At 69.5% G+C, this 19,179-nt stretch carries 18 protein-coding genes; 4 read left to right on the plus strand and 14 right to left on the minus strand.

The window, feature by feature from the left end:
• Positions 1-130: 130 nt before the first annotated feature.
• Entirely contained in the window at positions 131-904 is a 774-nt protein-coding gene (locus tag ACFQQC_RS02540; protein WP_376859373.1) for a DUF6683 family protein, read from the minus strand.
• A 133-nt stretch (positions 905-1,037) separates the two neighbouring features.
• Here ACFQQC_RS02540 and ACFQQC_RS02545 point away from each other — a divergent pair, with 133 nt between their 5' ends.
• On the plus strand, positions 1,038-2,675 hold the full coding sequence (locus ACFQQC_RS02545; protein WP_376859375.1) for a serine hydrolase: 1,638 nt from the start codon (positions 1,038-1,040) through the stop codon (positions 2,673-2,675).
• Between the two features lie 5 nt (positions 2,676-2,680).
• On the opposite strand, the gene ACFQQC_RS02550 is transcribed toward ACFQQC_RS02545, so the two are convergent.
• The 6 genes from ACFQQC_RS02550 to ACFQQC_RS02575 all read right to left on the minus strand — a co-directional run bounded on the left by ACFQQC_RS02550 (position 2,681) and on the right by ACFQQC_RS02575 (position 8,081).
• Positions 2,681-3,397 carry a DUF4893 domain-containing protein gene (locus ACFQQC_RS02550; RefSeq protein ID WP_376859377.1) on the minus strand — a complete coding sequence of 239 codons (717 nt, stop codon included), beginning with the start codon at positions 3,395-3,397 and terminating at the stop codon, positions 2,681-2,683.
• A gap of 52 nt (positions 3,398-3,449) precedes the next feature.
• A complete protein-coding gene (locus tag ACFQQC_RS02555; protein ID WP_376859379.1) occupies positions 3,450-4,622 on the minus strand; it encodes an FAD-dependent oxidoreductase in 1,173 nt (390 codons plus the stop codon).
• Positions 4,623-4,624: 2 nt separating this feature from the next.
• Positions 4,625-5,284, minus strand: a complete 660-nt coding sequence (locus ACFQQC_RS02560; protein WP_376859381.1) for a DUF4893 domain-containing protein — start codon at positions 5,282-5,284, stop codon at positions 4,625-4,627.
• A gap of 139 nt (positions 5,285-5,423) precedes the next feature.
• Entirely contained in the window at positions 5,424-6,338 is a 915-nt protein-coding gene (locus ACFQQC_RS02565; protein WP_376859383.1) for a DUF4167 domain-containing protein, read from the minus strand.
• Positions 6,339-6,632: 294 nt separating this feature from the next.
• A complete protein-coding gene (prmC, locus tag ACFQQC_RS02570) occupies positions 6,633-7,541 on the minus strand; it encodes a peptide chain release factor N(5)-glutamine methyltransferase (protein ID WP_376859384.1) in 909 nt (302 codons plus the stop codon).
• 51 nt (positions 7,542-7,592) lie between these two features.
• On the minus strand, positions 7,593-8,081 hold the full coding sequence (locus ACFQQC_RS02575; RefSeq protein WP_376859386.1) for a surface-adhesin E family protein: 489 nt from the start codon (positions 8,079-8,081) through the stop codon (positions 7,593-7,595).
• 79 nt (positions 8,082-8,160) lie between these two features.
• Here ACFQQC_RS02575 and ACFQQC_RS02580 point away from each other — a divergent pair, with 79 nt between their 5' ends.
• Entirely contained in the window at positions 8,161-9,402 is a 1,242-nt protein-coding gene (locus tag ACFQQC_RS02580) for a YihY/virulence factor BrkB family protein (RefSeq protein WP_376859387.1), read from the plus strand.
• 123 nt (positions 9,403-9,525) lie between these two features.
• Here the strand turns inward: ACFQQC_RS02580 and prfA are convergent, their stop codons facing one another.
• Positions 9,526-10,593 carry a peptide chain release factor 1 gene (prfA, locus tag ACFQQC_RS02585; RefSeq protein ID WP_376859389.1) on the minus strand — a complete coding sequence of 356 codons (1,068 nt, stop codon included), beginning with the start codon at positions 10,591-10,593 and terminating at the stop codon, positions 9,526-9,528.
• Between the two features lie 164 nt (positions 10,594-10,757).
• Here prfA and ACFQQC_RS02590 point away from each other — a divergent pair, with 164 nt between their 5' ends.
• Entirely contained in the window at positions 10,758-11,537 is a 780-nt protein-coding gene (locus ACFQQC_RS02590; protein WP_376859391.1) for a sulfite exporter TauE/SafE family protein, read from the plus strand.
• Between the two features lie 64 nt (positions 11,538-11,601).
• Here the strand turns inward: ACFQQC_RS02590 and ACFQQC_RS02595 are convergent, their stop codons facing one another.
• Complete coding sequence (locus ACFQQC_RS02595; RefSeq protein ID WP_376859393.1) at positions 11,602-12,147, minus strand: hypothetical protein; 546 nt, start codon at positions 12,145-12,147, stop codon at positions 11,602-11,604.
• A 259-nt stretch (positions 12,148-12,406) separates the two neighbouring features.
• Between ACFQQC_RS02595 and ACFQQC_RS02600 the strand changes: the two genes are divergently transcribed.
• A complete protein-coding gene (locus tag ACFQQC_RS02600) occupies positions 12,407-12,895 on the plus strand; it encodes a hypothetical protein (protein ID WP_376859395.1) in 489 nt (162 codons plus the stop codon).
• Between the two features lie 4 nt (positions 12,896-12,899).
• Here ACFQQC_RS02600 and ACFQQC_RS02605 read toward each other — a convergent pair whose 3' ends face one another.
• The 5 genes from ACFQQC_RS02605 to ptsP all read right to left on the minus strand — a co-directional run bounded on the left by ACFQQC_RS02605 (position 12,900) and on the right by ptsP (position 19,103).
• Positions 12,900-13,493 (minus strand): glutathione S-transferase N-terminal domain-containing protein, encoded by a 594-nt coding sequence (locus ACFQQC_RS02605; protein ID WP_376859397.1) that lies wholly within the window; start codon positions 13,491-13,493, stop codon positions 12,900-12,902.
• 1 nt (position 13,494) lies between these two features.
• Positions 13,495-14,373 (minus strand): alpha/beta hydrolase family protein, encoded by an 879-nt coding sequence (locus tag ACFQQC_RS02610; RefSeq protein WP_376859399.1) that lies wholly within the window; start codon positions 14,371-14,373, stop codon positions 13,495-13,497.
• A 59-nt stretch (positions 14,374-14,432) separates the two neighbouring features.
• Positions 14,433-15,584, minus strand: a complete 1,152-nt coding sequence (ispG, locus tag ACFQQC_RS02615; protein ID WP_376859401.1) for a flavodoxin-dependent (E)-4-hydroxy-3-methylbut-2-enyl-diphosphate synthase — start codon at positions 15,582-15,584, stop codon at positions 14,433-14,435.
• Between the two features lie 57 nt (positions 15,585-15,641).
• On the minus strand, positions 15,642-16,709 hold the full coding sequence (locus ACFQQC_RS02620) for a helix-turn-helix domain-containing protein (RefSeq protein ID WP_376859403.1): 1,068 nt from the start codon (positions 16,707-16,709) through the stop codon (positions 15,642-15,644).
• A gap of 189 nt (positions 16,710-16,898) precedes the next feature.
• Positions 16,899-19,103 (minus strand): phosphoenolpyruvate--protein phosphotransferase, encoded by a 2,205-nt coding sequence (gene ptsP / locus ACFQQC_RS02625; RefSeq protein ID WP_376859404.1) that lies wholly within the window; start codon positions 19,101-19,103, stop codon positions 16,899-16,901.
• Positions 19,104-19,179 lie beyond the last annotated feature (76 nt).

Below are 19,179 nucleotides of genomic sequence, written 5' to 3' on the forward strand. Positions count from 1 at the left end.
TGATTGCCCCCGTAGCAGCGGGGAAACTAACAGCGAGCCTGGGCCACTCTCAGTTACATCTTTTTCATTTCATTACACTTTCTCCACCAACCGACATTTTTCCGCCGCACCGTCTGCACGGCGGTCGGGGTCAGCGGGGAACGAAGCCCTCGCCGGTGATCCGGAGCCCGCGCATGTCCAGCCCCATCCGCTGCATCTGGCCATGGGCCGCGTTGGACAGGGTGCGCTGCATGGCGGTGTCCCCGCTGGTCTGGGCTCGCTCCATGGCGGCGTCCATCAGCAGGCCCTGATAGATCAGGGTCTCGGCGAACCGCTGGCGGGCGGCGGGGGTGTTCAGGCCCATGCCCGAGAAGTTGACGGCGCGCGCCACGTGGGCGCGGGCGCCGCGGGCCTGGTCGGCGGTCATGGTCGCCTCGTGATTGTTGGCGGCGCCCCACATGGCCAGATAGTAGATCGCCACCGCGTCCACGACATTGCCGGTGTCCAGCCCGAAGCGGCGGAAGGCGGGCGAGGCGGCGGTGATCGGGTCCGCAGAGCGGAACAGGGTCTCGATTTCCTGACCGGCCTCGGGCGCTGAACGGGAAATGGTCCGCACAAACTCGGCCTGGACCTGGCGGGTGACGGCGGGATCACGGCGGAAGGCCAAGTCCGCCGGACGGGCTGGAGCCGGCGCGGCGGTCGCCGGCGCATCCGAACGTGAGCGCCCGCGCCATTGCCGCGGGGTGTTGTCGGCCCCGGACGCGCGCAGGGTCTGGTCGAGAACGTTGGCGTGCAGGGTGTTCATCGCGTCCATCGCGGCGAACCCCTGGAACATATAGTCCTGCGCCCGGACGGGCGGCGCCCATCCCGACGCCCCCATGACCAGAACTGCAACGAGGGGCGCGGCGAGGCGGGCGGCGTTCATGGACGTCTCCGGTCAATCGGGGCGATGTCCGGACGAAACGCCGAAGGTTGAAGCAGGTTTCCGCCCGCCGGGCCTTGGACCCAGCACCTGACAGCGCTAGCGTCGCCGCACCAGTTCAGTCGGGAGCGTCTCCATGTCCATCCGCCTCACGCGCCGCGCGGCCTTGATCTCGTCCGCGGCCGGCGCGGCCGCCCTGCCGGCGACCGGCTGGGCGCAGACCGCCGCCAATGACAGCGCGTCGCTGGCCGAACAGGTGGACGCCTTCGTGAAGCGGGCCATGGCCGCCTTCCCCGACCAGCCGGCGGTGTCGATCGCCGTGGTGAAGGACGGCCAGCCGATCCTGACGCGCGGCTATGGCGTTCGCTCCGTGGGCGGATCGGCGGTGGACGAGCACACCCTGTTCGCCATCGCGTCCAACACCAAGGCGGTGACCTGCGCCGCCCTGTCGATCCTGATCGACGAGGGCAAGGTGAAGTGGGACGAGCCGGTGCGGACCTATCTGCCCGACTTCCGCCTGTCGAAGCCCGAGCTGAATGATCTGGTCACGGTGCGTGATCTGGTCAGCCACCGGATCGGCTTCGGCCTGGGCGCCGGCGACCTGCTGTTCTGGCCGAACGGGAACCGGACGCGCGCCGAGATCATGGCGGCCATCCCGAGCGTGCCGATCGAGGACAGCTTCCGCACCTCCTACCACTACTGCAACCTGATGTTCGTGGCTGCGGGCGAGGTCGTGGCGGCGGCCAGCGGCATGCCGTGGGAACAGTTCGTCCAGACCCGCATCCTGACTCCGCTGGGCATGACCGAGACCCTGCCGCTGATGACCGGGGCGGATCCGGCGAAGTCGGCCCTGCCGAACGGCCGGATCGGACCGCCGCTGCGCTATCAAGGGCCGATGCAGACCATCGGCCAGTCGATCCAGGAGGTCTGGGACTGGTCGGCGGCGGGCGCCGCGGGCGGCTTCGTCACCAATCCGGTCGACTGGGCCAAATGGATCGCGGTGCAGCTGAACAAGGGCGCCCTGCCGGACGGCACGCGCCTGTGGTCCGAGGCCCGGGCCAATGAGATGTGGCGGCCGAACATCATCGTCTCCAGCTCGGGCGGACCGACCCCGGACGCGCCGGGCCGGGCCATCGCGGCCACCTATGCGACCGGCTGGCAGGTGATGGACTATCGCGGCGAGCGCTTCATCACCCACGGCGGCGGGGCCCCCGGCTATCTGTCGGGCACGGTGCTGCTGCCGGGCCGCAACGTGGGCTTCAGCTTCTTCACCAACGCCGAGGAAAGCCAGCTGACCCGCGCCCTGCGCAGCGGCATCGCCGACATCCTGATGGGCAAGGCCGGCTTCGACTGGATCGCCGATGGCGTGCGCCTGACGCAGGAAGGCAATGCCAAGTCGCTGGAGGCCGCGGCCGAGATCGACGCGAAACAGGCCGCGGGCGCCGCGCCGTCCCTGCCGCTCGAGGCCTATGCCGGCAGCTGGGTCGATCCCTGGTATGGCGAGATCCGCATCGCGCCGCGCACCACGGGTCGGGGTCGCAACCGTCGCACGACGCTTCACCTCGACTTCACCCGCACCAATGCCCTGAAGGGCCCCCTGGAGCCCTATGACGGCGACAGCTTCCGCACCCGCTTCCCGGACAGGCGGGAAGAGGACGTGATGATCACCTTCAAGGTCGAGAACGGCGCCCCCGTCTCGGCGACGATGAAGGCCGTCAGCCCGGATGCGGACTTCAGCTACGACTATCAGGACCTGAGGCTGACGAGGGCCTGATCGGGTCACTTCACCAGTTCGAGGATTTCCAGCTTCGATTCCAGCCGCGGCCAGGGAATGACCAGACGCCAGCGTTCCGCGCCGATGCGTTCGAAGACGCCGACCTGATCGCGCTCGGACTGCTGGCCGTAGGTCGGGAAGCCGCGCTCGTCATCGCCCCAGGCCTGGGCGCCGACGAAGATCAGGCGGTTGTCCGTGTCCGGATAGAGCAGGCCGCGCGTGCGCTGGGAGCCGGTCGTTTTGGTCAGCACCAGGTCGCCGCCCGGGGTCAGCTCGACCGAACAGCGGAAGTAGGGATAGGCAACATAGGCGAGCGTATTGCCCGCCTTGGAGCCCAGCTTGATGGTGCGGCAACGGTAGGTCCCCGGCGCGGGCTGGAGACGGCCCGCCTGTCCTGCCATGGGATCGACCAGCGGCCCCAGCGCCTCGACCTCGGAGGCGAAACCCTTGTCCTCCGCCTCGGCCCGACCCAGCCGCCAGGCCTGATCGAGCCGGCCCAGATTGCCCGCATCCTCGGCGGAGACGATCTGACGCCAGTCGGAGGTTCCGCCCTGTTCCCCGTCCGCCGGCGGGGCGGGAGTCGTCGGGGCGTCGGCCGGTTCACCGATCGGCGCCGGATCGGTCGCGGGGGCGGACGCCGGAGGCTCGGCCGAAGACGGCGCATTGTCCCCGCAGGCGGCGAGCAGGGCGGCGACAGAGGCGACGGCGATCAGGGTCCGCATCGGGCAGGCTCCATAAGGCTGAGCTTGCACAACGGATGGAGCCCCGTCGGGTTCAGTCTTTCGGGCGCGGATCCAGCAGCGTCCCGGAGACCGTGGCCGCCAGCAGGCGCGGCGCGAACGGTAGGCGGGCGACCTTGCCCAGAATGTGGTCCCGCACCCAAGGCAGCAGGCCGCCGTCGGCCTGATAGAAGGGGGTGAAGCCGTAGCTGAGCGCCTGATAGAGGCTGAGGTGCCAGCGCCGCTCGCGGGCATAGCCCTCCAGCGCCCAGTCCAGTCCGGGCTCACGCGCCAGCCACCGGGTCAGGGCGAAGGCGTCGAGCAGGCCCATGTTCACCCCCTGCCCCAACTGCGGGCTGGTGGAATGGGCGGCATCTCCGATGACGGCCAGCCGGTCGCCATGGGGGCGCGACAGGGTGTGGTGGCCGTAGCGGGCCAGGGTCAGCTGGTCCGGGTCGGTGATGGTGTCGAGGACCGGGGCGGTTTCCGGCCAGAGAGACCGGACCTCTTCCTTCCATGGCTCCAGCCCGGCGAGACGCCAGTCGTAATACTGGTCCGACTTCAGGCTCCAGAAGAAGGTCGCCAGTCGCCCCTTGGCGTGGGGCGCGGAGCCGACGGGCAGGACGCCGATCATCTTGGCCGCGCCACGATAGACCTGCTGCAAGGCCGTCTCGTCAAAGGGATCACCCGGCCAGGGGACGGTGGCCCATAGGGCGCCGAAGGACAACGGACGGGGCAGCGCCCCGGTGATCCGCGAGCGCGCGCCGGAGGCGTCGACGACCAGATCGAAGGCGGGGGTGCGCACACCCGCCGCATCGGTCAGGACGCCCCGGTCGGCGGCGACCATCTCCCGGCCCGTCTCGAAGCCGACGCCGGCGGCGAGGCAGGCGTCGTGCAGCACCTTGAACAGGGCGGCGCGGTGGACGCCGAGCGCCTGACGCGGGCGCTTCAGGTCGCTGTAGCGGATATCGAGAACGATCCGGCCGCGCCGGGCCTCGCGTCCGAAGATGTGGTCGATCGGCTGGGCGAAGGCGGCGACGGCCTGCGTCAGGCCGAGATGATCCAGCACCGCCAGGCCGGTGGGCTGGAGCATGAAGCCGGCACCGACCGGACCCGCTTCGTGGAAGCGTTCGAAGACGGTGACCCGCCGACCCTGCCGGGCCAGCATCAGGGCGCAGGCCAGACCCGACGGCCCGGCGCCGACGACAGCGATATGAGCCGGCCCCACCGTCAGGCCGGGACGAGTTCGATCAGGTCGAGGTTGGATTCGTTCTGCGGCCAGGGAATGACCAGCCGCCAGCGGCGCTCGCCCACCCGCTCCAGCGAGGCGACGATGTCGCGGTCCGGACGCTGGCCGTAGGAATTGGCCGGCGGCTCCGACGCCAGGGCCATGGAGCCGAGCATGACCATGTGGCGGTCATCCTCGGGGAAGAGCAGGCCCGACGGGCGCTGGGAGCCGGTCAGCTTGACGAATTTCAGGCCGTTGGGGGTCTGTTCGATGCGGCAGGCGAACCAGCCGTAGACGACGTAGCCGAGGCCGCCCTCGCCGCCCTGCGAGCCCAGTTTGACGGTGCGGCAGCGATAGTCGCCGGCGGGCGGAATGACGGAGGGGCGCTGTGCGTGCGGGTCGATCAGATCGCCCAGGCTGGTCAGGTCGCCCGAACCGCGCTGGCGGCGGGCCTGCTGTAGGGCGAGGGACCAGGCGGCGTCGCGACGGGAGTAACGGTCACGATCGGAGGCGGTGATGATGCTGCGCCAGTCCCGCAGGGTCGGCGCCGAACCGCCGCCGGACGGAGGCGGAGGCGGCGGAGGCCCGGGCGGCGTGGCGCAGGCGGTGACCGTGAGGGCGGCGCCGACCAGCAGGGTCGACAGCCGGAACAGGCGAGGCATGGGCGCTCCCGAAACGCAGGCTGAGGGCTTGGCTCGGGCCTGTTGGACCGGTCCGGACGGCCGCCGTCAAGCGCCCTCGCGTCGCGGGGCGCCCGAAAGCGGCGTCGGTTCAGCGGTTTCCCCCGTCAGGGGAGCCGGCTCAGCCCTCTTCGGCGGGGGCTTCGGCCTTGGGCTTGCGCGGGGCGCGGGGGCGTTTCGGGGCCGGAGCCGCCTCGCCTTCGGCCGCCTCGGCCACGGCCGGAGCCGCGGCAGGCGCGGTCGAACGGGTCAGGAAGCCCGGCAGGGCGGCGGCGCCGTCCTCGGAGGTTTCCTCACGACGCGGACGACGCGGGGCGCGCTCGGCCCGTTCCGGCGCAGCCTCGGCGGCGACCGGTTCAGCCTCGACGGGCGCGGCGGTCTCGCCGCCTTCGGCCGGGGCTTCGCCGCCCTCACCTTCAAAGCGACGGTTGCGCTCGTCACGACGACGCTCCCAGCGCTCGCGACGGCTTTCGCGGCGACCACCCTCGCGGGGTTCGCCTTCACCCTCGGCGCGCGGCTCGCGCGGTTCCCGGGGCTCGCGAGGTTCACGCGGCTCGCGGTCGTCACGGTCGCGCCATTCGCGGCGGCCTTCGCCGTTGTTGTTCTGGCGCTCCTGCTGGCGCTCTTCCTGCTCGCGCTGGCGGCGTTCCTGCTCGGCGGCGCGATCGGCCTCGGCCTGCTGGGCGGCGAGGATGGCGGCGGCCTGGGCGCCGGACTCGTCCTCGAAATCGATGTCGAAGCCCTGACCGGCCAGCTCGCGCTGGGCGATCTCGGAGACCGGACGGGCCGGCTGCAGGGCGCGCAGGACGCGGAAATAGTGTTCGGCGTGCTGGGTGTAGTTCTCGGCCAGAACGCGGTCGCCGCCGGCGGCCGCATCGCGGGCCAGCTGCATATAGCGCTCATAGACGGTCTGGGCGTTGCCGCGGACCTTGATGTTCTCGGGGCCTTGCGAGTCCCACGAGCGGTTGGGATTGGTGGCGTTGGCGTTGTTGCCGCCGCCGCCGGGCTTCCTGTTGCGTCCGCGTTGACGCTTCATGCCCTTGAAATCTCTCATCGGAAGCTACCGTGCCTTGATGGGGAGGCGGACCGGGCCTCGAAGGCTCGGTATCCGTCCGGGGGTGTTCCGTCTCGGGCGGGGCCTATTCCCCGCTGGCGATGTGTTCGGAAAGCCGTGTCCCCCGTGGTCCGCCGGGCGACTGGCCCGACCGTCACGGCCCGGAACGCGCGCAAGTCAGGAACCGGAGCGGTTCGAGGCGTGTGTTCTGGAGGGAGACAACGAAGACTTAGCGCGGGTTTGTGGCGTTTCCAAGAGGGTTTATGCGACCCCGCTTCAGCCCGCTTCCGGATACATCGGCGGAATGGGGTTGGTGCGCGGGTTCGGGCCGTTGGTGACGACGCGGTCGCGATCAGACAGATCCTTGACCACGATGACGTTCTCGAAGCCCGCCTCTTCGAACAGCGCCTTGACCTGCGGGCCCTGGTCCCAGCCGATTTCGACCGCGAAGGTCCCGCCCGGCTTGAGGATGCGCAGGATCTCGGGGGCCAGTTCGCGATAGGCGACGAGACCGTCCGGACCACCGTCCAGCGCCAGGATCGGATCGTGCTCGCGCACCTCCGGGTCCAGACCGGGGATGTCGCCGGACGGGATGTAGGGCGGGTTGGACACCACCAGATCGAAGCTGTTCTCGGCGAAGCCCGCCGCCCATTCGGTGCGGATGAAGTCGCAACGGCTGTCGAGATCCAGGTTGGCGGCGTTCTCGCGCGCCACGGCCAGGGCCTCGGTCGAGATGTCGGTGCCGACGCCCTTCGCCGCGGGACGTTCCGCGAGCGTGGCCAGCAGAATGGCGCCCGAGCCGGTGCCCAGGTCGACCATGGTGAAGCTGTCCTGCGGCTGGAAGGCCAGCATGACCACGTCCAGCAGGGCCTCGGTGTCGGCGCGGGGGCTGAGCACGTCCGGCGTGACGTTCAGCATGATCTTCCAGAAGCCCTTCTTGCCGAGGATGCGCGACACCGGCTCGCGCTTCAGGCGGCGGGCGACATAGCCGTCCAGCGTGACCTGCTGCTCATCGGTCACGGCCCGGTAGGGATCGGTCAGGATGTCGGTGCGCGAACAGTTGGCGGCCACCTCCAGCAGGAGGCGGGCGTCGATCGAGGGACTGTCGATCTTCGCGGCCTTGAGCTGGGCCTGGGCGGCCTTCCAGGTGGTCAGCAGGGTGCGGGCGGGAGCGGCGTCGGTCATGGCAGGGGCTTGGACCGGACGGCCGCGGATTTCAAGCGTGACCCGCCGCCTTCACCAGGATGGATCGTTCCATTCGGCGATCCCGCCCTCACGCGCCCAGCGCAGGAAGCCCTCGACAGTCCGGTATTGAACCACCATCCATCCTTCAGCGCATACGGCGTCCAGCGTCTCGGCGCTCATGGAGCCGTCACGCACCGGCTGAAGACCGGCGTCAGCGGGCGCCTGCCCGGAGGCGACGAGCGTGCCGTCAGCGAGAAACCCGCTGACGCTGAGCATCAGACTGGTCCTGGCCCTGCAATCCACTTCGTATCGCGCACGCAGATAGTCGACCGCGTCCCCGCCGAGGGCGTGCCGCCCCTGATAGACATCGAGGGTCTCGAACGTCCTGCGATTACCGGCCCCGCTGACAGACGGGACATTGACCGCCCGGATCAGCCCGGCCTGAGCGGCGGCTGGGGACCAACTCTGCTGTGCCTGCGCCCCGGCAGGGCTTTCGGAAACAACGAACAAGGCCGCAGCCAGCAGCAGGACGGACTTCATGAAAACCCCCGTTATCCGGAGACCGTAGGACGGGCGTCGCCATCCCGGCAAGACGAAAAGCCGGGAACGCCCGGTCAGCTTGGCCGTTGTCGGGCGGATGCAGCGTCAGTCGGGCAAGAAGACCGGAGCGGGTCTGTGGGGCGTCATGGGCGCCGTGGTCGGCGGGCTCGCCGCCGGGGCCGGAGCCGCGCATCTGCTTTACACGCGGGGGCACAAGTACGGGATCGAGCTGCGGCCCGAACGGCCCGAGCCCCTGCCGCCGGCTCCGCCGACGCCCGAGGATTTCGAGGCGAAGGAGCCGGGCCGCGGGCGAATGGCCCAGCGGCCCGAGCATATTCCGCACAAGGGCTGGACCGACATCTTCTGGCGGGTCGGCGGCGCCTATTTCGGCGACCGGGTCGGCTTCGTCGCCGGCGGGGTGACTTTCTTCGTGGTCTTGTCGCTGTTCCCGACGCTGGCGGCCTTCGTGACCATCTATGGCCTGTTCGCCGATCCGAACGGGGCGGTGGATCGGCTGCAATTCCTCTATTCGGTGCTGCCTGCGGGCGTGGCCGAGTTCCTAGGCGACGAGATGCAGCGGCTGGCCGAAAACACCAACACCGAGCTGACCTTCACCCTGGTCTGGACCCTGGCCCTGTCGCTGTGGACCGCGAACGGGGCGATCAAGGTGCTCTTCTACGGGCTGAACATCGCCTATCACGAGGTCGAGCGGCGCAATATCGTCCGCTACAACCTGATGTGCATGGCCTTCACCGTCTCGGGCCTGCTGGCGGTGCTGCTGTCGGCGGCGATGGTGGTGGGCGTGCCCGTTGTGCTGGGCTTCCTCGGGCTGGATGACGAGTGGGGCTATCTGGCGCCGTTCCGCTGGCCGGTCCTGCTGCTGATCTATATCGCGGCCCTGACCGTGATCTACCGCTTCGGACCGTGCCGGCAGAAGGCCCGGTGGCGGTGGCTGACGCCGGGCGCCATCTTCGCGGCCCTGCTGAGCCTGGGCCTGTCGCTGGGCTTCAGCTGGTACATCGGCACCTTTGTCCGCACGGCCTCCTACGGCCCGCTGGCGGCGATGATGGGTTTCCTGCTGTGGACCTGGCTGACAGTGCAGATCGTGCTGATGGGGGCCGAGCTGAACGCCGAGATCGAACACCAGACCGCCATCGACACCACCACCGGCGCCCCGCAGGTCATTGGCGAGCGCGGCGCGGTGGTGGCTGACACCGTGGGCCCGCGCCGGGGCAGTCCGGCGGCGCTGGCCTTCACCCTGAAGCATGCTGAAGCGCTGTCGGACCGGTTGTTGAAGCGGCGGATACGCAGCCGCGACTGACGCCCCCTCCGTCTCTCCGGCTGCGCCGTCGAGCCACCTCCCCACTGCGTGGAGAGGTGAGCGCGGACCCTCACCTCTCCAGCGAAGCTGGGGAGGGGGACCGCCCGGAGGGTGGTGGAGGGGTCAGCCGAACTCGGCTTCCAGATCGGCCAGGCGGGCGGCCTGATCCTCGGCGATCAGGGCGTTCAGCAGCGGATCGATGTCGCCTTCCATGATCTGCGGCAGGCTGTGCAGGGTCAGGTTGATGCGGTGGTCCGAAACCCGGCCCTGCGGATAGTTGTAGGTGCGGATGCGCTCCGACCGGTCGCCCGACCCGACCTGCGACTTGCGGGCGTCGGAACGGGCCTGATCCTTCATCTGGCGCTGCATGTCGTACAGGCGGACGCGCAGGTTCTTCATCGCCTTGTCTCGGTTCACGTGCTGCGACTTCTCGGACGAGGTGACCACGATGCCCGACGGGAAGTGGGTGATGCGCACGGCCGAGTCGGTCTTGTTGACGTGCTGGCCGCCCGAACCGGACGCGCGGAAGGTGTCGATGCGGATGTCCTTGTCCTGGATGTCGATCTCGACATCCTCGACCTCGGGCAGGACCGCGACGGTGGCGGCCGAGGTGTGGATGCGCCCCTGCGTTTCCGTGGCCGGGACGCGCTGGACGCGGTGGACGCCGCTTTCGAACTTCAGACGACCGAAGACGCCGTCGCCGGTGACGGTGGCGATGATTTCCTTGTAGCCGCCCGCGTCGCCCTCGGTGGCGCTGTCCACCTCGACCCGCCAGCCGCGGTTGGAGGCGTAGCGCGAATACATGCGGAACAGGTCGCCGGCGAAGATGGCGGCCTCGTCACCGCCGGTGCCGGCGCGGACTTCCAGCACGGCCGAGGCGTTCTCGTCGGCGTCGCGCGGGGCCAGCAGCAGGGCGACCTCGCGCTCCAGCTCCGGCAGGCGCTCCTTCAGCGCCTGCAGCTCCTCGGCGGCCATGTCGGCCATCTCCGGATCCTCGGCCATGACTTCCAGATCGGCCATCTCGGCGCGGGACTTCGCCAGCCCCTGTACGGCGTCGGCGACCGGCTTCAGCTCGGCATGCTCCTTGGACAGGCGCACGATCTCGGCGCCGTCGCTGGCCGCGCCCATGCGCGCCTCCACCTCGTGGAAGCGGTCGAGCACCTGATCAAGCCGGGCCTGGGGCAGTCGCAAGGGGAAACATCCGTAGTGGGCGGGTCGCAGCCTTTAGCCCGCGCGACCCTGCCCTGTCGATGCGCGGTCACGAACGCATCAGCCATCCGTGAACGGCGCAACCTTTGCCGTCGGGGCTCATTGGGCGAAGATCGGCGCCTGTTGGTGCGACAGACGGGGCGTATATGGAAACCTTCCTGCTATTTCTGGTGGTCGGTCTGCTGGCCCAGGCCGTCGACGGGTCGCTGGGCATGGCCTACGGCGTGGTGTCGAACACCGTCCTGCTGGCGGTCGGAGTACCGCCCGCGACCGCCTCGGCCACCGTCCATGCGGCAGAAGTCTTCACCACCGGCGCCTCGGCCAGCTCCCACATCCTGCACAAGAACGTCACCTGGAGCCTGTGGGTCCCGCTGGTCATCGCGGGCGTCATCGGCGGCGCGCTGGGGGCCTATGTGCTGGCCGGGATCGACGGCAACGTCATCAAGCCCTTCATCCTCGCCTATCTGGCGATCCTGGGCGTCTGGATCGTGCTGCGCGGGTTCCGCGACAGCCAGCCCCGCAACATCCCCGGCTTCTGGGGCGCCCCTCTGGGACTGGTCGGCGGCTTCATGGACGCGATCGGCGGGGGCGGCTGGGGTCCGACCGCCACCACCGCCCTGGTCGGCGCCGGCAAGGATCCGCGCCGCGCCATCGGCACGGTCAATGCGGCGGAGTTCTTCGTCACCGTGGCCATCTCGGCCACCTTCGTCTGGGCGCTGGTCACCGGCCACTGGGAAGACGCCGGCGCCCTGCAGGACCATGCGGCGGCGGTCGGCGGGTTGATCGTCGGCGGTCTGATCGCCGCCCCCTTCGCGGGCTGGATCGCCAAGACCGTGCCGACCCGCACCCTGACCTTCGTGGTCGGCGGCCTGATCATCCTGCTGGCCGGCTTCCAGGCGCTGCAGCTGTTCGACGTCATCCCCTAAGGCCCGACGAAAAGCGGGGCCGCCCGAAGGCAGCCCCGCTTCAGTCTCTCGCGAGACGGAGGGATCAGCGCGCGCCGGCGCGGAAGCTGGTCAGGAAGGCCTTGATGTTTTCCTGGATCGACTTCTCGTTGGCCATGCGGAGGCGTTCAACACCGGCGAAGGCGTCGCCCATCTTGGCGGTGCCCGAGGCCTGGATGGTTTCGTTGAAGATGGTCTGGCCGTCGCGGCTGACGGTGTAGCGAACACGGCTGGTGACGGTCATGTCGAAGCCCATCGCCGGCTGGTCGAGGCCCATCAGGGCGACCTGCACGGTCAGCGGGCGACCTTCCTCACCGATATAGCCGGCCGCGGCCAGCGATTCCTGCACGGCGGTTTGCAGCGCCTCGTTGGAGACCTGCGACGCCCACATCGGATCGGTTTCGCTGCCGCCGACGGCGGTCACCGAACGCACCGAATGATAGCCCACGTCGCCCGGAGCGGCGACCAGACCGTCGGTGGCGGTCAGGATCATGGCTTCAGGGCGCGACGGGGTGGCGCAGGCGGCGAGACCCATCAGGGCGGTGACGGCGACGACCGGAGCGAGGCGGCGCGACAGGCTGGAGAGAGACATCGGATATCCTGGGTGAGTTGACCGAAAACGGGCATCCCCAGGAGGCGCGAACAGGGGCAAGGCGCACGGGCTCTGCATCGCCTTCGGCGACCCGGAACTCCCTTGCGAAAACATGGATCGCCCCCGATCCGGACCGCCCCCCGGCGCGCCCTGAACGGCAAACTCGCACCGCGTTCGCCAAGCGTCAATCGCCCAAAGTGAGGCTTGCGGGGGCCGACTGAACCCGGCTACACGAGCAGTGATTTTCGGGGGAATTTCCATGAAGAACCAACTGATCGCGCTGGCTGGCGCGATGATGCTCACCGCCTGCGCGAGCGGCTCCGGCAGCGCGCCGATCCAGCCGCTGCCGCAGGCCCTGCGGACGGGCGCGCGGGTCGTCTCGGTCAACGTCGACAACATTCCGGAACGGGGCGTGAGCGCCGAGTTCGGCCAGGTGTTCCAGACGCGGGTCCAGACCGCGCTGAACGAATGCGCGACGGGCCAGCAGCCGCTGACGCTCGAGATTTCGCTCGATACGTTCGATCGCGCCAACGCCGCCATGACCTGGCTGATCAGCGACCAGAACAGCATCGCCGGCATCGCCCGACTGAAGGACAGCTCGGGCAATCTGGTCGGCGAGTACCTGATCCGCCGCGTGTTCACCGCCGGCGGGCTGGTCGGCATCGCCCTGATGTCCCAAGCCGAGGAACAGATGAGCGACGCCTTCGGCGAGGAGCTCTGCAAACAGGCGTTCGGCGCCGGTTCCTGAGCGATCAGGCGGGGCGGGTTTCCGAGAAACTCGCCCTCCCCTCCAGCGCTGTCTGAAGGGCGACCAAGCGCGGGCGACCGGTCTGCCAGTCGAAGTCCGGATGGCGGAAGCTGATCCAGGTGACCGCGACACCGGCGGTCAGCGTACCGATGTGGAAGTCGTCCGCCGACAGGTCCGCCGCCTCCAGCGCGTCGAGGGCGCGGTGCATGTGGGCGGTCCAGCGCTCCATCCACGAGGGCGAACGCTCGCTCTCGTGACGGCGCTTCTCCAGCACCAGCTTCACGCCCATCTCCAGCAGGGCGTCGGCGGTCGCCTCGATGCGGCGGACGCGCAGCCGCTCGGGCCCGCTCTCCGGCGTCAGGCGCGGAACCGAACCGACCATGTCCAGATACTCGCAGATGATCGGGCTGTCATTGATCGGCAGGCCGTCGTCGGCGATCAGCGACGGCACCTGCACCACAGGGTTGGCGGCCAGCAGATCGGGCGCATTGGCGTAGGGATCGACCACGATCTCCTCGAGCGCGATCCCCTTCTCACGAGCGACGATCCGGCATTTGCGGGCGAAGGGCGACGACGGCGAGATGTAGAGCGTCATCATCTCAGCGGCGCTCGATGGTGACGCCCTCGGGCGCGGTCAGGGCGTTCAGCCGGGTCTGGGCGGCGGCGTCGCCCAGGGCGTGGGCGCGGATGAAGTCGGTGGTCGTTCTGGCGATCAGGTCGAAGTCGGCGGCGTCGGCGTTGCCGATCAGGCTGTGGTCGCCGCCCGCGAAGGTGACCAGCATCTTGTCGCCCGCCGGGCTGGTGTCGAACGGGGCGCGGTGGTCGCGCGCATCGGTGACGAAGCCCGGCACCAGATCGGCGTCGCCGGTGACCATCAGGACCGGCGCAGTCACGCTGGCGAAGGTGGTCGGGGTGACGATGTTGGGGATGACGCCCGGCGAGGACAGGGCGACGACGACCTTCACGTCCGGATCGGACTGCGGCCCGGCGACGGTCAGGGCGCCGGCCTCCATCAGGGCGTTGAGCGAGCCGAACGAGTGGCCCGCGGCGACCAGCGGCCTGCCCGGATGTTGCGCCTTCACATAGCCCCGCACCACCGCCAGATCGACGAGGCGGGTCATGAAGATGGTCTGCGGCGTGGCCGAGGCGCGGTCCGGGTGCAGCATGGAATCGGTGTGCATCGGCGCGATGACGGTGAAGCCGTGTCCGACCCAGTAATCGATGATGCGGTGATAACGGGCCGGATCGCTGCCCCAGCCGTGGCCGAACAGGATGACGGCCTGCTCGTTCTCCGCCTGCCAGACGCTGACGTCGATGGCGCGGCCGTCCGGGGCGGACAGGGATACATGGGTGGCGGCGGAGGCCGTAGCGGCGGCGGTCGAGGCCGAGGCTTGGGCCTGCTGGGCCAGGGCCGGAAGCGCGGCGACGCTCCCCAGCGAAAGCGCGAGAAGGAACGCGGCTGCGGTGCGACGGATCATGGAACTCCCCCCAAAGGATGCACCGCCTGACTAGCGCAGCGGCGGGGCTTCCACCAGGGCTATTCGGCGGCTTCGAAGCTCGGCTGCTCGGCGGCCTTGCGGGCGGCGTCCAGTTCGGCGGCCTTGGCCTCGACCTGGGCGACGATCTCGTCGATCATGCCGTCGTTGGCCTGTTTGTGGGCGATCTTGCCGTTCAGGTAGATCATGCCCGCACCCTTGCCGCCGCCGGTGAAGCCGACGTCGGTGTAGAGGGCCTCGCCGGGGCCGTTCACGACGCAGCCGATGATCGACAGCGACATGGGCGTGGTCACATGGGCCAGCTTCTCTTCGAGAATGGTCACGGTCTCGATGACGTTGAAGCCCTGACGGGCGCAGGACGGGCAGGCGATGATGTTCACGCCGCGATGGCGCAGGCCCAGCGACTTGAGGATGTCGAAGCCGACCTTGATCTCCTCGACCGGATCGGCGGCCAGCGACACGCGGATGGTGTCGCCGATCCCGGCCCACAGCATGGAGCCCATGCCGATGGCCGACTTGATGGTGCCGGTGCGCAGCGGGCCCGCCTCGGTGACGCCCAGGTGCAGCGGGCAGTCGATGGCCTCGGCCAGTTGCTGATAGGCGGCGACGGTCAGGAAGGGATCGGACGCCTTCACCGAAATCTTGAACTCGTGGAAGTCGTTGTCCTGCAGGATGCGCGCATGGTTCAGCGCGCTCTCGACCATGGCGTCGGGGCAGGGCTCGCCGTATTTCTCGAGCAGTTCGCGCTCCAGCGAGCCCGCGTTGACGCCGATGCGCATGGAGCAGCCGTTGTCGCGGGCGGCCTTGATGACCTCGCGCACGCGCTCGGCGTTGCCGATGTTGCCCGGATTGATGCGCAGGCAGGCGGCGCCCGCCTCGGCGGCCTCGATGCCGCGCTTGTAGTGGAAGTGGATGTCCGCCACGAGCGGCACCTTGGCCTCTCGGGCGATGGTCTTGAAGGCCGCCGTGGACTCCTCGTCCGGGCAGGAGACGCGGACGATGTCGGCCCCGGCCTCTTCCAGCTGACGGATCTGGCCGATCGTCGCGTTGGCGTCGGAGGTCAGCGTATTGGTCATCGACTGGACGCTGATCGGCGCGCCGCCGCCGACAGCGACATTGCCGACCATGATCTGGCGGCTCTTGCGACGCTCGATATGGCGCCAGGGACGGACGTGGGTGTGGTCGAGGCTCATGCTGCGCTCAACATAGGCTCACGATTGCGGCATGGCCACGACAAGCAACGTCGCGGCTCAGCCTCCGGTCTGCGACGACGCAGCCTGAAGCTGGGCCTGGGCCGTCTGACGGGCCGCCTCGGCGCGGGCGGCCAGTTCGGCGGCGGCCTGACGGGCGAGGGTCTGGGCGCGGGTGTTCAACTGGGCAAGCTGGGTCTGCTGAGCCTGCAGCGCCCCGCCATGTTCGCCGTTCAGATAGATGTCGAAGGCCGCGAACTCGGTGGCGTCGATCACCGCCGAGACGCCCGCCGGCGCGCGCCAGGCTTCACCTGCGGCCAGCTGGCGGGCGAAGAGCACCCGGCCGTCCGCCATGCGCACGACGATGGCCGCCGCCTTGCGGGCCTGGATGATGACGTCCGAGGCGCTGGCGGAGGCGCCATAGATGGCGCCGCGCGGATTGAAGGCCCGCGCCACCGGAGGGGCAGCAGCTGCTGCGGCGGCCACGGCTTCCGGCGAGGTCGGGTCGATGCCGGTCAACTGGGCCTCAAGACCCGGGGTGATGTAGAGCGCCGGGATGGTCTGGTCGGGCGGCGCGGGATGCGGGGCCGTCAGGCGCATGGCGGCCGACTGGCCGGGCACCGTGCCCAGCCGCCAGGTCTCGGGCACTTCGGCGATGTCCGAGGGCTGGGGCGCCTGCATCAGGTTGACGCGCTGGAAGACGTTCCACCCGACCACGGCGCAGAGCAGCACGGCGACGCCGGCGATCAGGCGGGGCGAGTAGCGCTTCACCTCCTCGAAGGCGATGCCGACCGGCGGCTGCAGCGGCACGGACGGATCCGGGCTCTCGCGCTTGAAGCGTTCGACGGCCAGCTGTTCATCCAGCCCCAGGGCGCTGGCGTAGGCGCGCACATAGCCGATGGAGAAGACGCGGTTGGGCAGGATCGAGAAGTCGTTCTGCTCCAGCGCCGTGAGATAGCGGGAAGGGACGCGGGTCTGGCTGGACAGTTCGGCCAGCGACCGGCCCGAGTGGTCGCGGGCGATGCGCAGGCCTTCGCCGAGAGTCGGCGCATCGGTGATGGAAGGAACCAGTTCCTTCCAGTCAGCCGCACCATACTCTTCCGGGCTCTTGCCCGTATCACGCGCCATGACGCCCGACCTCACACTCGACGGCGCGTCATCCTCGCCCGTCGTACTCGAACCCGGCCCCTGTACCATATCGGGATGACAGTCCGGCCCTGCCCCCGCAGGTCCGTCGAGTTCGCCTTGTGGATAACTCATAAGAGTTGACCGCTCAATGATTTGTTAAGCACCGTGGCCGTTCCGGCCCGGCACAGATCAAATCTGGACGTTCAACTTCCGGGCCAGAGTCTCCAGCTCTCCGCGGACGGAACCCGAGGAGGAACCGAGCAGGCTGGACACCCCGCGGCGGGCGGCGGTCAGGTCGGTCGACAGGATCATCCGCTTGACCGGACCGACCCCGCCGGCCGGGGCTGACAGGCGGGTGAAGCCGAGGGTCAACAGGGCGAAGGCCTCGAGCGGACGCCCGGCCAGTTCGCCACAGACGGAGACCGGCGTGCCAGTGTCCGCGCATTTCTTCTGGATCTCCGCCAGCGCCCGCAGGGCCGGCGGCGACAGGGGGTCGTAGCGGTCCGAGACCAGCGGGTTCGTCCGGTCGGCGGCGAACATGTACTGGAACAGATCATTGGTGCCGATCGAGACGAAATCCGTCAGCGGCAGCAGGGCGTCGAGGTGCCACAGCAGGCTGGGGCATTCGATCATGGCGCCGACCCGCAGGAGGGCGGGCAGCTCGCGGCCCCGACGCCGCGCCCAGGCGCATTCGATATCGACCAGCTCACGCGCCGCGCGGAACTCGTCCACGGTGGCGATCATCGGGAACATGACGCGCAGTTCGCGGCCCGCGGCGGCGCCCAGCAGGGCGCGCAGCTGCAGGCGCAGCATGGCGGGCCGGTCGAGGCCCAGACGGATGGCGCGACGGCCCAGCGCCGGATTCTCCTCCCGCTCCGTCTCCAGATACGGCAGCACCTTGTCGCCGCCGATATCGAGGGTGCGGAAGGTGACGGGGCGATCCCCGGCGGTGTCCAGCACGAGGCGGTACAGGGCGGTCTGGCTCTCCAGCCGCGGCAGCTCCTCCGAGACCATGAACTGGAACTCGGTGCGGAACAGGCCGATGCCCTCGGCGCCGGTGGCGTCCAGGTTTTCCAGATCGACGGCCAGGCCCGCGTTGGTCAGCAGGGTGATGCGTTGGCCATCGACGGTGACCGCATCCACATCGCGCAGCTTGGCGAACTCGGCCTGCCTCTGGCTGCGGACCTCCATCCGCGACTGGACGGCGGCCAGCATGTCGGGGCGCGGCCGCAGATAGGCCTCGCCCGTCTCGCCGTCAGCGATGACGACGTCGCCCTCGGACAGGCGGTCGCGCAGCCCCATCAGGCGGCCGACACAGGGGATCTGCAGGGCGCGGGCGACGATGGCCGCGTGGCTGGCCGCCGAGCCCTCCTCGAGCAGCAGCCCCTTCAGCTTCTCGCGCGGATATTCCAGCAGGTCCGCCGGACCCAGGTTGCGGGCCACCAGGATGGCGTCGTCCGGCAGGTCGCGCAGGCCCGGATTGTCGCCGGCGAGCACCCGAAGCAGGCGGTTGGCCAGATCCTCGAAGTCGTGCAGCCGTTCCTTGATGTAGGGATCGCGGGCCTTGGCGAAGCGGGCGCGGTGTTCCTGACGCACACGGTCCACCGCCGCCTCGGCGGTCAGGCCGGTGCGCACGGCCTCCTCCAGCGACCGGTTCCAGCCCCGGTCGTCGGCGAACATCCGGTAGGTTTCCAGCACCTCGAAGGACTGGCCGCCCAGCTTGCCGGCGCCGCCTTCGAGCATGCCGTCGATATTGGCCTTCAGCCCGATCAGGGCTTCGCGCAGTCGGATTTCCTCGACCTGCTGGTTCTCGGCCAGAAGGTTTTCCGGTGGGACCGGCGCCTCGTGCAGGACCACATGGCCGAAGGCGAGACCCTCGGCGAAACGCTGGCCCTTCAGTCGCTCGGGACGGTGCGGGGCGACCTCGATGTCGCGCAGCTCTTCCTGGCCCAGCAGTTCGCCCGAGGCGACCGTCTCGGCCAGCACCATGGCGATGGTCTGGATGTCCTCGACCTCGTCCTCGTCATAGCGACGCTCGGAGCGGTTCTGGACGACCAGCACGCCGATGGCCCGACCGCCGCGCAACAGGGGGGCGCCGAGGAAGGCGTGGTAGGGGTCTTCGCCCGTTTCCGGACGGTAGGAGAAGCTGGGGTGGGCCGGGGCGTCCGACAGGCTGATCGGGCCGGCGCTGCGCGCCACCTCGCCGACCAGACCCTCGCCCGGACGCAGGCGGGTGTTGTGCACGGCCTCGGGCTTCAGGCCCTGGGTGGCGAACAGCTCCAGCTCGCCCGACGCGCGGCGCAGATAGATGGAGCAAACCTCGGCCACCATCGACTGGGCGATGATGCGCACGACGGTGTCGAGCCGTTCCTGGGCCGGCGCGGCCCCCGCCATAGCCTCGCGGATCTGGCGAAGGAGGTTACGCGGCCCCCTTGTCGTCAATCCGCCAACCGGCATGGCCCCTCCCAAA

Origin of the sequence: Brevundimonas sp. GCM10030266, assembly GCF_042666595.1 — a bacterium.
Classification (GTDB): Bacteria; Pseudomonadota; Alphaproteobacteria; order Caulobacterales; family Caulobacteraceae; genus Brevundimonas.